The sequence below is a fragment of the Enorma sp. genome, from assembly GCF_982429025.1.
In genome coordinates, this window is the sequence record NZ_CEWCAA010000006.1 from 13,994 (window position 1) to 25,896 (window position 11,903).

Genomic DNA, 11,903 nt, shown 5'->3' on the forward strand with positions numbered 1-11,903 from the left:
AGATGACGGTTAACAAAAAAACTACCGGCTCGAGCCTCGAACTATCCGGATGCCGAAAAACGAGCCTGAAAGGCTGGGCCGGTGCCTTTACGTGAAGCGCAGACACCCGGTGTCCGCGTTTCACTAAAGTTGCTCTCATGTGCTACGTTGCGGTTTTCGGGACCGCGCGCGAACGCGACGCTACCGTTCGCAGAGCCGCGCACGGGCGACGGCCGCCTGCCCGTAGGCGATGCAGCCATCGTTTACGGGTGCCGCGCTGGGGACAAGCGGGCGCAGGCCTTCTGCCCGCAACCGCTGCAAGACCTCGCCCAAGAGCAGGCGGTTCATGAAAACACCGCCCGAAAGCGCAACGTTGCGAATGCCGGTGCGGCGCGCAATCTGGATGGAGGCATCGCAAGCGGCTTTCGCAACGGCGAGGTGCACGTCAGCTGCAATGGCTTCGACGGGGCGCCCTGCCGAGAGGTCGTCGAGTGCAGCGCGCACCATCGGTGTCGGGTCAAGCTCAATAACCTGGTCGATGGCATGTTCGCCAACGCGACTCCTGAGTTGCCGAGTCTGTTCGTCCGGCGCGGGAACCGATTGTTCTTGCAGGGCAAAGCGATAGCCGGGACAATCTGCCCTATCGTGGGCCCGCCGCGCGCCATCAGTACCAAGCGCTCGCCACGCCGCGGCTTCGAGCATGATGGCAGGCTCGCCCTCGTACGTAGCGCTCGGGCAGATTCCGAGCATGGCCGCCATGGCATCGAGCAGGCGGCCCATGCTGGAGGTCAGCGGGCTGTTGAGCCCTCGCTCGATCATGGTGGCGGTAACCGCGCGTTCGGCTTCACTGAGGCCCTCGACAAGCATGCGCGCTCCCGGATGGTCGAGCAGCTCGCAGGAGTGCAGCAGCGAGAACGCATTGCGCCGCGCGTCGCGCACGGAAGCCATCCCGGCCGGGAGCCGCCAGGGTTTTAGGTGCGCCATTCGCGTGAAACCGCTCAGGCTCGCAACCATGACCTCGCCGCCCCATACGGTGCCGTCGGTTCCCGCTCCCGTGCCGTCGAGCGCAATGCCAAGCACCTGCTCCGCAGGGCCGATGATGCCGCGCGCAGTGATTTCGGCTATTACCGACGCGATGTGTGCATGGTGGTGCTGCACTTCGATGAGCGGGCGCCCATCCTCAGATGCTTCGGCGCGCGCCCATTGGCTCGAGAGATAGGTTGGGTGAAGATCGCAGGCGAGCGCATGGGGTTCAAGCTCGAAAAGGCTCGACATGCGATGGCGCGCCTCGTGCCAGGCGTCGAACGTCTCGCCATTTTCAACATCGCCGATGTGCTGGGACACGAAGCACAGTGCGCTGCCATCGGGCTGTTCGCGCGTGAGGGCGATGGTTGCTTTTTGCTCGGGGCCGCAGGCGAGGGTGCACGGGATGTCACCGTGCGGGGCCGTGCCCTGCTGCGTTTCTGGACTGGGTGCGCAGCGAGAGAGGTCGAGTGGCTGCGGAGCGTATCCGCGCGCGCGGCGCACGGGCATGACGTTGCCGTTGACCACGCGTACGACCGAGTCGTCGTACCGGGTGAGAATGGCGCGATTGTTGCCGAGCAGCGCATCGGCGAGACCGCCTTCGACCAAGTGGGCCCAAGCAAGCTCGTCATCGGTTTCGATGGGTTCCTCGCTTACGTTTCCGCTGGTCATGACAAGTGTGTGCACGCCACGCGCATCACAGGCGGCGAGCAGCAGGTGCTGGAGCGGAGTGTACGGGAGCATGATGCCGAGCTCGGGCAGATCGAAAGCGACAGATGGCGCAAGCGAGGGGCAATCGCTTCCGTTGCTACTGGAGTTGTCGTTCCCGTCGCCTTCGGGGCGGCTGCTTGCGTCGCCTTTAGGGCTGTGGCCGCTGCCGCCTTTGCCCTGTTCAGCGCCCCATTCGTCGTTGCGTTCGTCTTGCTTGCGGCGGCGCAGCAGGACGATGGGCCGGATGGATCCGGTGAGCAGCTCCGCCTCGGCTTCGTCGATCGTGCAAAGCGCCCGGGCGCCTTCTATGTTGCCAACCATGACGGCGAGCGGTTTGTTGGACCGGCGCTTGCGCCGGCGCAGGTCGCGCACGGCATGTTCATTCGATGCGTCGCAGGCAAGATGGAAGCCGCCGAGCCCCTTGATAGCGACGATGCCGCCGGCTGCCAGCATCTCGGCGCAGCGTTCGATGATGGCATCGCTCTTCTGGCGTGTGGTGCCAACAGCAGGGGTGATTCCGCCGCGCCGTTTCCACGCATCGGTGCCTGTTTGGACCTTTTCACGCCAGGTGATGTGCGGGCCGCAGGAGAAGCACGCATTGGGCTGCGCATGGAAGCGCCGGTCGGCGGGGTCGGCGTATTCCGTCGCACATGCGGGGCACATGTGGAATGCGTCCATTGATGTGGCGGGCCGGTCGTAGGGGAGCGACCGGATGATGGTGAACCGTGGTCCGCAGTTGGTGCAATTGATGAATGGGTAGTGATAGCGCCGGTCGGCGGGATCAAAGAGTTCGCGCAGGCAATCGGGGCAGGTGGCGATATCTGGCGAGACGAGCGTGGTGCGCTCCGTCTCGTCATCCGATGCGACGATGCGGAAGGTCGGCGAGGAGCCTTCCGGCGTCGCTCCCTGCGGTGTGTCGGCTCCCGCGTCATCCGCGCCGCCCGCGCGCCCGACAACCTCGATGCCGTCAATCCGCGCTGCCGCCGGTGCCTCATCGCGCAGCGCGCGCACGAACGCGTCGAGCGCGGAGGCGTTCTCGGCCGATGCCTCGATGTGCACGCCGTCGCCCGCGTTGAGCACCCAGCCGCTTATCCCGTGCGCCATTGCCACACGGTACACAAACGGCCGCATACCCACGCCTTGAACGATTCCGGTTATGTGGATGTGAACCAGCGCCATTCCCGTATCCAGTTACCGCTCCAGGCTCGCGCCGGTGGCGGCACAGGTGAGCTCACCGTGGTGTACGCCGCGCAGGCCGAGCAGCTTGTCGGCGAGTTCATAGACGCGCGCGCCCTGGCCGCGCACCGCAAGGATTTCCAGACAATTGTGGTGGTCCAGGTGCACGTGCATGGTTGAGACGATCTCGGCCGTGTAATCGTGCTGAATCTCGTCCAGCTGTCGGGTGAGGTCGCCGGTGTGATGGTCGTAGATCATCGTCAGCGATCCTATGACCTGCGCCGTTGGTGTCCTCAACTCGTCTTTGACGAGTGCGGCACGCATGAGGTCGCGGATTGCCTCGGAGCGGTTGGCTCCGGTACCGCGGCGTGCGGTCTGCTCGTCAAAAGCGGCGAGCAGGTCTTCTGGCACGGCAACCGAGAACCGGACGAGATCGGCCGAGCTGGCGTGCACGGCTGCTCCCGCCTGGTCTGATGAGCATGCCTGCCCTGCAAAATCATCACACGCGTTTGCGCATGCATGGTCGGCGGGCTCGGCGTTGTTGAAGCGCTCGGTATGGCCCTCGGGGCGCGCGGCGTCCATCGCTACACCAGCCGGACGGTGCCCACCGAATTATGGTCGGCTTCGATGGCCTCTTCGTAGCCTTCGAGCGCGGCGCGCGCCTCATCGAGCGACCGCATCGCTTGGGCCAGCTTGGAGCCGATGCGCTCCATGTCGTACGCCTCAGTTGCATGGAACAAATCGTGGCTCCAAGACCGAGCGAGCTCGATCGTATTGTCAACCTGCTTTACGCTCATGGCGAGCTGGCTCATATTCATGCCCACATCGTGCATAGGTCCTCCTTGAGGCCGTGTTCGACCGTAGTTCGCCGTTTGGCATCAGGTGCGAATCCCGGTATGAAAAAGCCCCGGCAACCCGGGGCTTCAGTGTACTACGTTGTCGTTGCGTCCGTGTCGCTCGCATAGGGAGCCGAACCGTTACAGGCTCTTCTCAATCTCGGCGGTGAGGGCGGGCTTGGGCATAGCTCCCACGATGCGGTTGACCTCCTGGCCGCCCTTGAGGATCACGAGCGTGGGGATGGACATGACGCCATATTTCATGGCGATGTCCTGGTTTTCGTCCACGTTGCATTTGCCTATGACGAGACGGCCATCGAGCTCATCGGCAAGCTGGTCGACGATGGGCGAAACCATGCGGCACGGGCCGCACCACGGTGCCCAGAAATCGATGAGAACGGGTAGGTCGTTAGCAAGCAGAGCGTCAAAATTGGAGACATTGACCTCGGTAATTGCTGCCATGGTTCCTCCTTATGTGAGGCGCGCTCAAAGGCGCGGATAAATCGAGACAGTGCGGTTATACCCACCTCAGCGTTCTCGTTGCAGATGGAGCAGCCTTTTATTGCTCCCCCACGTGCTGGGCGCAGTGCGCGCTCGTTCGCGTTGATGCTGTCACCGCTACAATAAGGATGCGCGATGCCGAGCGCTTGCCCCGCGCCCGCGAGCGATGCGGCTCGTGGCACGCGTGTCCACGCGCTCGCGGAGAAGTGGGCGCCCGTGTGCTTACGGGTTCGTGTGCTTGCAGGCCCGCGCAACAGCGATGCGCCGTTGTTTCGCGAGTTTTCAGGTATCGCCCATCTAACAAGGGGGAACCATGGCTGTCTCGAATGCCGATCGAAGGAACGCGCTGCTTGCGGCGGCGCAGCAGGAGCTGGATGCGCTTGCCGCGCGCGGCGTTTGCATGCGTGGGAACGCGTTCTCGGCCATAGTCCTGGTGAAGGGCGAGCTCAATGCTAACGAGCTTGCGGGTGGGGAGCTGCTCGCCGGCGCCGATGGCGCGGCGTTGGCAGCTGCGCTCGAGCGCCTTGGATACGCACCGGAGGAGTTCTGCGCGCTGTCTGCCATCGCAGGGCCGGAAGGGGAAGGCGCTGCGCCTGAGGTAGCTTCGGGGCGGCCGTTGCCCCCGGCCTTGTTCCGCGAGGCGCTTGAGGCGCTTGATCCCGAGGCCGTCGTTCTGCTTGATGATACCGCTGCGTCGATCATGCGCGAGGCATATGCCGAGGAGCTTGCTCGCATCGAGCAGTTCGACATGGCGATGCTCGCTCCGGGGCTCGTCGCTCATGTTCTTGGAAGGCGCGTGCTTGCCCTCGATGGATTCGAGGCCGCGCTTGCCGATGGACGGGCAAAGCAGCGCATGTGGGCCTATCTCAAGCAGCTTCCGCCGCTGGGGGCGCCGTACTAATCATGCGGATGAAGTTAAGCAAGTGATTTAAGTAAGTGATGTCGGCTTGCGCGCCACTAAGCTCGGGCTGTCAGCTGGATGGCGACCTTCCCTCTCTGTAACTTTTGGCCTCGTGTCAAAATGCATACGATTAGTGGTACTAGAGGGTGCTCGTTGAGCGTTTCGGAGCCGTTGCATCGGTGGAAACGGGCACCTGAACAGCGGGATGACTCTAATATTCGCAGGAAATACTGCCTTCTGGGTGGTGTGATGCGTTGCGAGCTCGGTTTCAACCGAGCTCATGTACCACCAATCGTGTCTCGATTGCCACAAGCGTGAAAAGTTGCGCGCTGAGCTCCTCCGGCAAACGAAAAACGGGCCCCGAAGGACCCGTCTTCATGAGCGAATAGCTCGAGTATGCCGATGAGGCGGTAAAAGCTAGTCCTCGGCGATCTCGGTGATGGCGCCGGCGGGGCAGCTCTCCACGCACACGCCGCAGGCGATGCAGGAATCCTCGTCAGTCACGGTAGCAACGTCCTGGAGCTCCAGAACGCCCTGGGGGCAGTCGTCAACGCAAACGCCGCAAGCGATGCACTCATCGGCTTCAATAACGGGATGGGCCATAGTGATTCCTCCTCTTATAGATGCTCGATGTGGTTTGGCGAAAGTTCATCGAGACTCTTGTGGCTTAATATACCGCGCGCCCGTCTCATTGCAACCCTCGCAGACCGTCTTTTTCTGCCGTTCACCGAGTAAGGCGAGGGGAACTTTTTGCGTGCGCGCTGGGCGCCCCGTGAAGGCCTAGCGATGCTGGGCGGAATCCGGAAACGCCGCGCGTTGTCGGGCGGAATCCGGGCACGCCTCGCGCTGTCGGGCGATATCTGGACATTGGAATCGTTATCGGGCGACATTCGGACGCTCAGGGCGTTCAGAATGGTGAAATGTCGCCCGACAATCTCTCCCATGTCTAGAATCCGCCCGGCAATGCCCACAGTGTCCGAAACACGCCCGAGAATCCCCGCCTTGTCCAGAATCCGCCGGCAGCGCATGCGGGCGGGTATAGAACGCACTGCACGCAAACCATTTGCGCAGGTGCTTTCGACAACGCGCGCGGACGGGCATGGAACCCGCCCTTGTTCCGGCGCCGCGTGCCCATGATCAACGCCGCATATCGCTTGGCGCTCCTACCCTGAGATTACCTATCGTTGCGTGTAATAAGAAATCTTATATGTATTGACTTAGATTTTGTGAATCGCCGAGTATAACCTGTGCATCAACGGGATATGATAAAGACCGAACGAACAAAAGAGCCGTGTTTCGCATGCGGCGGGACAGCTCAAAAGGAAAGGAACACTCATGGGCAACAAGATTCTTGGTATTGACCTGGGTACCACCAACTCGGCGATGGCGGTTCTCGAAGGTGGATCGCCCACGATCATCGTAAACGCCGAGGGCGACCGTACCACCCCGTCCGTCGTCGGCTTCCGCGCCGATGGCGACCGCGTCGTGGGCAAGGCCGCTAAGAACCAGGCGGTCACCAACCCGAAGAACACTGTCTTCTCCATTAAGCGCTTCATGGGCCGTAAGTACAGCGAGGTCTCGTCCGAGATCAAGACCGTGCCGTACGGCGTCAAGGAAGGCCAGGGTGGCCGCGCCGTCGCCGATATCGACGGCCAGGACTACACGCCCGAGCAGGTCAGCGCGATGATCCTGCAGAAGATGAAGGCCGACGCCGAGAAGTATCTTGGCGAGACCGTCACCGACGCCGTCATCACCGTGCCTGCCTACTTCAACGACGCTCAGCGCCAGGCCACCAAGGACGCTGGCAAGATCGCTGGCCTCAACGTCAAGCGCATCGTGAACGAGCCGACCGCCGCGGCCCTCGCCTATGGCCTCGACAAGAAGGGCTCCGACCAGCGCATCCTCGTCTTCGACCTGGGCGGCGGCACCTTTGACGTCTCCATCCTCGACCTTGCCGACGGCGTCTTCGAGGTGCTCGCGACCAACGGCGACAACCACCTGGGCGGCGACGACTGGGATCAGCGCGTCATCGACTGGCTGGCCGACAAGTTCAAGCAGGACAACGGCATCGACCTGCGCCAGGACCCCATGGCGCTCCAGCGTCTCAAGGAGGCCGCCGAGAACGCCAAGAAGGAGCTCTCCGCTGCGCAGACCACCAACATCAACCTGCCGTTCATCACGGCGGACGCTTCGGGCCCCAAGCACCTCAACTACGACCTCACCCGCGGCGAGTTCGAGCGCATCACGCACGACCTGCTCGAGCGCTGCAAGCAGCCGGTGACCAACGCCCTGCGCGACGCGAACCTCAAGCTCTCTGACCTCACCGAGGTCATCCTGGTCGGCGGCTCCACGCGTATGCCCGCTGTTCAGGAGCTCGTGAAGAACATGACCGGCAAGCAGCCCAACATGTCCGTGAACCCGGACGAGGTCGTGGCAGACGGCGCGGCTGTTCAGGGCGGCGTGCTCACCGGCGACGTCCAGGGCATCCTGCTGCTCGATGTGACCCCGCTGAGCCTCGGCGTGGAGACCATGGGCGGCATCATGACCAAGATGATCGACCGCAACACCACGATCCCGACCTCCAAGACCGAGATCTACTCCACGGCCGCCGATAACCAGACGTCCGTCGAGATCAACGTCCTCCAGGGCGAGCGCGAGCTTGCGCGCGACAACAAGAGCCTCGGCAAGTTCCAGCTCACTGGCATCCCGGCTGCGCGCCGCGGCGTGCCGCAGATCGAGGTCACCTTCGACATCGACGCCAACGGCATCGTGACCGTCTCGGCTAAGGACAAGGGCACCGGCAAGGAGCAGCAGATCACCATCTCCGGCTCCACCGCGCTTTCCGACGAGGAAGTCGACCGCATGGTCAAGGACGCCGAGGCCCATGCCGAGGAAGACAAGCGCCAGAAGGAGGAGGTCGAGGTCCGCAACCAGACCGACAGCCTCTGCTACTCCACCGAGCAGACCATCGCCGACCTGGGCGACAAGGTCTCTGCGGACGTGAAGGGCGAGGCCGAGGCTGCCATCTCCGAGGCCAAGAAGGCGCTCGAGGGCACCGATGTGGACGCCATCAAGGCCGCTGGCGACAAGCTGCAGGAGGTTGCCTACAAGCTGGCGCAGATTGTGTACGCCGATGCCCAGCAGGAAACGGGTGGCTCGGCGGCAGCCAGCTCCGATGACGACGTGGTCGATGCCGATTACGAGGTTGTCGACGACGATCAGGACAAGTAATGTTCGCCAAGAAAGCTCGCACGGAGGCGGCCGCTGCTGCCGCCTCCGATGACTCTGAGGAGAGGGACGTGAAGATTCCCGTAGAAGCAGATGACGAGGTCGCGAAGGCCCAGGCTGCATCCGATGAGACCGCTGCCGAGGCCGCTTCGGCAGAGCCCGCCGACCGCGATGACACTCCCGAGCAGGCTGCGGCATCGCAGGCCATGACCGAGGAGGAAATGGTCGAGGCTGCCATCCGCGCTGGCGAAGAGGCCGCTGCGAACGACTTCAAGCTCAAGTACGAGCAGGCTCAAAACGAGCTCGCCGAGGTGCGTAAGAAGCTTGCTGCTGCCGAGGAGACGGCCACAACGGCCGACGCCAAGGTGCGCGAGGCGCAAGATCGCGTGGCTCGCCTGCAGGCGGATTGGGATAACTACCGCCGTCGTACCGCGAGCGAGCGCTTGGCCGAGAAGAGCCGTGCAACCGAGAAGCTCGTGACGGCGCTGCTGCCCGTGCTCGACGACATGGAGCGTGCCATCGACCATGCTCGCACGCAGGAGATGGACGAAGCGTTCTCGCAGTTCGTCGATGGTGTGGAGGCCGTGCGCGCCAAGATGCTCGACGTGTTTGGCCATGAGGGCGTTGAGGCGATCGACCCCAAGGGCGAGGCGTTCAATCCGCTCGAGCACCAGGCCGTGGGCCGCGTGGAGGATCCGGAGCAGTACGACGAGACGGTCAACGACGTGTACCAGAAGGGTTACCGCATGGCCGACCGCGTGCTCAGGGCGGCGATGGTGACGGTCACCTATGGTGGCGAGAAACGCCCCGCGCCGGAACCCGAGGCGAGCGAGGAAGCACCTGACGCAGCTTCCGACGAGGCTGCTGAGTAGTAACCGGGCTCCGAAGCGACAGTTTCGGGGCCCGATTTGATAGAGCCATGAAGCCTGGAAATGATAAAACGAACCGGGTTCGTTTTATCACGTTTGGGAAGATGAATGACGAAAGGGGGCAAGCGCCATGGCGCAGAAGACCTTCTACGATGTGCTCGGGGTGAAGCGCGACGCCTCCGAGAAAGAAATCAAGAGCGCATTCCGCAAGCTCGCTCAGAAATACCATCCAGATGCGGGCGGCGATGAGAACAAGTTTAAAGAGATCAGCGAGGCGTACGAGACGCTGTCCGATGAAAAGAAGCGCAAAGAGTACGACCAGATGCTGATGTTCGGCGGCATGCCGGGCGGTGGCGCGGGCGGTGCGTATACCTACACCGGCGGCGCGGGCGCTGGGGGCTGGAGCGACATCTTCAGCAGCATCTTCAACGGTGACGGTGCCTTTGGTGGCGATTGGGGCCAGGGTTTCGGCGGCATGGGCGGGCGCGCGGCAAACCGCGTGCGCAAGGGCGAAGACCTTACGGTCACCATCGATATATCGGCCGAAGACGCGTTCCGCGGCACGTCCCAAACGATCACTTATCGCATCCCCTCGACCGGGGAGCGGCAGACGGTGAGCGTACCGGTGCCTGCCGGCGCCGTCGACGGTGGGCGCGTTCGCTTGAAGCGCCGTGGCGAATACGGGGCAAACGGCGGTGAGCGTGGAGACCTGCTGGTGATCACGCATGTCGAGCAGCATCCGCTGTTCAAGCGCGATGGCGCAGACGTTACCATGACGCTGCCCGTCTCTGTGTACGAGGCTGCACTGGGGTGCGAGATCGAGGTGCCGACGCCCGGTGGCGGGACGGTGCGCCTGAAGATTCCGGCGGGCACGCAGTCGGGCAAGACCTTCCGCTTCCGCGAGATGGGCGCACCCGATGTGAAGCGCCGCGGCCGTACCGGTGCGCTGCTGGTAAAGATTGAGGTGCGCACCCCCGATCGCCTGAGCGACGATGAGCGTGCTGCGCTTGAGAAGCTGCGTGACGCCGACCACCGCGACTACCGTGCGAATGTTGATCGGTATCGCGCTAAGATGTAGCTAGAACGCGTTGCGCGTGCCCCGGAGCTTGTTGTGGGGCGCGCGCAACGCATTGGATTCAAAGACCCGGAGGAGTTGAGTGCGATGGCTCAGTCCGATCGAGATAAGCCACTGTACATGATCAGCGTGGCGGCGGAGCTCACGGGCATGCACCCGCAGACGCTGCGCGTCTATGAATCCAAGGGGCTTGTGAATCCTAAGCGCTCGGGCGGCAACACGCGCCTGTACTCGCGCGCGGATATCGAGCGGCTTGAGCTCATCAACCAGCTTACCGACGAGGGCATCAACCTCGCCGGCGTGGTGCGCATCCTCGATATGAAGGAGCGTGCCGAAGAGCGCGAGCGCGAGAACGAGAAGCTCCGCAGCCGCGTTCGCGAGCTTGAGGACCAGCTGCACGAGCTTAAGATGCAGAAGAAGATTACCGCGCTGGTGCCGCGCGGCGGCTCGGCCGATCCCGAGCAGGTCCTCAAAGGGCTGCTCGGCGGAGGCGGCATCTAGGCGCACCGAGGACGGCGGCGAATAGGAGCTGTCGCGCCCGGGGAGGGTGGTCATGCCCGGGGCCGGTGCCCTTCGACAGGCGCTCCTTTTCGCAGCGACTTGAGAACGCCTAGGGCTCACGGCGGATTCGTTCACTCCGGGTGATGCGACGGTATACCGGGCGTTGCACAACCAGTTTGTGGCAAATGCACAGGCGGTGCTGCTCGCCCATGAGATTGATCCTGAAGCGCGTGTGGGCGTAATGCTCGGTGACGACTTGCACTATCCCGCCACCTGCAAGCCTGCCGATGCCTATGCAGCGTTCAAGCATCGTCAGCTTGGGAACTTCTTCTACACCGACGTGCCGGTGCGTGGGGCTTATCCTGGCTATGCGAAGCGCTACTTTGCCGAGCATGGTATTGACCTTGGTATAACCGAGGAAGAAGCGCGCATCTTGGCGGAGGGAACTGTGGACTTTGTCTCGTTCTCGTGCTATTTCACCAAGGTCGAGGACTCGACTCGTCCAGGCGAGAGGTGCTGAACCCGCACATCGAGAAGTCGATCTGGGGCTGGGGAACTGATTCTCTGGGCTTCAGAATCTTCCTCAACGAGTACTGGGATCGCTATCGGTTGCCGATTTTCATCGCTGAGAACGGGCTTAGCGCGCTTGATGAGGTGACTGAGGATGGCCATGTGCACGATGAGTACCGTATCGCCTACCTGCGCGCTCATATTGAGGCCATGCGTGAAGCGGTGCGCGACGGCGTAGGCGTGTTCGGCTATGCCACATGGGGCCCGATTGATATCGTGAGTTGCTCGCAGGGTGAGATGAGCAAGCGCTACGGATTCGTGTACGTTGATCTTGATGACAAGGGCAACGGCACGGGCAAGCGTCTTAAGAAAGACAGCTTCGCATGGCGCCAGCGCGTTATCGCTACAAATGGTGAAGACCTAGGCTAACAGACGGCGGCGCTCTGCTTGGAAGACAATCGGTCTGGCTGTGATTGACTCCAGCCAGGCCGATTCTTCTTGAGCGGGGATGTGCTCAAATGCATGGATGCAGCAGGCTCGATGGCTGGCGACGAGGCGCCGCTCGCGGGCATGTCGCACCAGAGGCGAGCGGC

At 62.8% G+C, this 11,903-nt stretch carries 12 protein-coding genes; 7 read left to right on the plus strand and 5 right to left on the minus strand.

Annotated features, from left to right (window positions below):
• Positions 1 to 180: 180 nt before the first annotated feature.
• The 4 genes from AC1VS5_RS02080 to trxA form a co-directional block, all read right to left on the minus strand.
• Positions 181 to 2,892 (minus strand): carbamoyltransferase HypF, encoded by a 2,712-nt coding sequence (locus tag AC1VS5_RS02080; protein WP_481217542.1) that lies wholly within the window; start codon positions 2,890 to 2,892, stop codon positions 181 to 183.
• Positions 2,893 to 2,904: 12 nt separating this feature from the next.
• Positions 2,905 to 3,471 carry a nickel-responsive transcriptional regulator NikR gene (gene nikR, locus AC1VS5_RS02085; protein WP_481217543.1) on the minus strand — a complete coding sequence of 189 codons (567 nt, stop codon included), beginning with the start codon at positions 3,469 to 3,471 and terminating at the stop codon, positions 2,905 to 2,907.
• Positions 3,472 to 3,473: 2 nt separating this feature from the next.
• Positions 3,474 to 3,722, minus strand: a complete 249-nt coding sequence (locus tag AC1VS5_RS02090; protein ID WP_144688267.1) for a hypothetical protein — start codon at positions 3,720 to 3,722, stop codon at positions 3,474 to 3,476.
• A gap of 144 nt (positions 3,723 to 3,866) precedes the next feature.
• Positions 3,867 to 4,187 carry a thioredoxin gene (gene trxA / locus AC1VS5_RS02095; RefSeq protein ID WP_019128793.1) on the minus strand — a complete coding sequence of 107 codons (321 nt, stop codon included), beginning with the start codon at positions 4,185 to 4,187 and terminating at the stop codon, positions 3,867 to 3,869.
• A gap of 352 nt (positions 4,188 to 4,539) precedes the next feature.
• Here trxA and AC1VS5_RS02100 point away from each other — a divergent pair, with 352 nt between their 5' ends.
• Entirely contained in the window at positions 4,540 to 5,127 is a 588-nt protein-coding gene (locus AC1VS5_RS02100) for a hypothetical protein (protein WP_481217544.1), read from the plus strand.
• A gap of 417 nt (positions 5,128 to 5,544) precedes the next feature.
• Here the strand turns inward: AC1VS5_RS02100 and AC1VS5_RS02105 are convergent, their stop codons facing one another.
• Positions 5,545 to 5,730 (minus strand): DUF362 domain-containing protein, encoded by a 186-nt coding sequence (locus AC1VS5_RS02105; protein ID WP_019128795.1) that lies wholly within the window; start codon positions 5,728 to 5,730, stop codon positions 5,545 to 5,547.
• A gap of 732 nt (positions 5,731 to 6,462) precedes the next feature.
• Between AC1VS5_RS02105 and dnaK the strand changes: the two genes are divergently transcribed.
• The 6 genes from dnaK (at position 6,463) to AC1VS5_RS02135 (ending at position 11,739) form a co-directional block, all read left to right on the plus strand.
• Positions 6,463 to 8,358 carry a molecular chaperone DnaK gene (gene dnaK, locus AC1VS5_RS02110; protein ID WP_022348576.1) on the plus strand — a complete coding sequence of 632 codons (1,896 nt, stop codon included), beginning with the start codon at positions 6,463 to 6,465 and terminating at the stop codon, positions 8,356 to 8,358.
• A complete protein-coding gene (locus AC1VS5_RS02115; RefSeq protein WP_022348575.1) occupies positions 8,358 to 9,227 on the plus strand; it encodes a nucleotide exchange factor GrpE in 870 nt (289 codons plus the stop codon). The genes dnaK and AC1VS5_RS02115 overlap by 1 nt, the downstream gene beginning before the upstream one ends.
• A gap of 127 nt (positions 9,228 to 9,354) precedes the next feature.
• Positions 9,355 to 10,302, plus strand: a complete 948-nt coding sequence (locus tag AC1VS5_RS02120) for a DnaJ C-terminal domain-containing protein (RefSeq protein WP_019128799.1) — start codon at positions 9,355 to 9,357, stop codon at positions 10,300 to 10,302.
• An 84-nt stretch (positions 10,303 to 10,386) separates the two neighbouring features.
• Complete coding sequence (locus tag AC1VS5_RS02125) at positions 10,387 to 10,800, plus strand: heat shock protein transcriptional repressor HspR (protein ID WP_022348573.1); 414 nt, start codon at positions 10,387 to 10,389, stop codon at positions 10,798 to 10,800.
• Between the two features lie 178 nt (positions 10,801 to 10,978).
• Positions 10,979 to 11,320 (plus strand): family 1 glycosylhydrolase, encoded by a 342-nt coding sequence (locus AC1VS5_RS02130; protein ID WP_481217545.1) that lies wholly within the window; start codon positions 10,979 to 10,981, stop codon positions 11,318 to 11,320.
• Positions 11,314 to 11,739 carry a family 1 glycosylhydrolase gene (locus AC1VS5_RS02135; RefSeq protein ID WP_481217546.1) on the plus strand — a complete coding sequence of 142 codons (426 nt, stop codon included), beginning with the start codon at positions 11,314 to 11,316 and terminating at the stop codon, positions 11,737 to 11,739. Before AC1VS5_RS02130 ends, AC1VS5_RS02135 begins: the two co-directional genes overlap by 7 nt.
• Positions 11,740 to 11,903 lie beyond the last annotated feature (164 nt).

What these genes read in the sequence shown, in the direction of transcription:
- AC1VS5_RS02100 (WP_481217544.1), top strand. Translation starts at nt 4,540, where the DNA reads ATGGCTGTCTCGAATGCCGATCGAAGGAACGCGCTGCTTGCGGCGGCG.
- dnaK (WP_022348576.1), top strand. Translation starts at nt 6,463, where the DNA reads ATGGGCAACAAGATTCTTGGTATTGACCTGGGTACCACCAACTCGGCG.
- AC1VS5_RS02105 (WP_019128795.1), bottom strand. Translation starts at nt 5,730, where the DNA reads ATGGCCCATCCCGTTATTGAAGCCGATGAGTGCATCGCTTGCGGCGTT.
- AC1VS5_RS02080 (WP_481217542.1), bottom strand. Translation starts at nt 2,892, where the DNA reads ATGGCGCTGGTTCACATCCACATAACCGGAATCGTTCAAGGCGTGGGT.
- AC1VS5_RS02090 (WP_144688267.1), bottom strand. Translation starts at nt 3,722, where the DNA reads ATGCACGATGTGGGCATGAATATGAGCCAGCTCGCCATGAGCGTAAAG.
- AC1VS5_RS02115 (WP_022348575.1), top strand. Translation starts at nt 8,358, where the DNA reads ATGTTCGCCAAGAAAGCTCGCACGGAGGCGGCCGCTGCTGCCGCCTCC.
- nikR (WP_481217543.1), bottom strand. Translation starts at nt 3,471, where the DNA reads ATGGACGCCGCGCGCCCCGAGGGCCATACCGAGCGCTTCAACAACGCC.
- AC1VS5_RS02120 (WP_019128799.1), top strand. Translation starts at nt 9,355, where the DNA reads ATGGCGCAGAAGACCTTCTACGATGTGCTCGGGGTGAAGCGCGACGCC.
- trxA (WP_019128793.1), bottom strand. Translation starts at nt 4,187, where the DNA reads ATGGCAGCAATTACCGAGGTCAATGTCTCCAATTTTGACGCTCTGCTT.
- AC1VS5_RS02125 (WP_022348573.1), top strand. Translation starts at nt 10,387, where the DNA reads ATGGCTCAGTCCGATCGAGATAAGCCACTGTACATGATCAGCGTGGCG.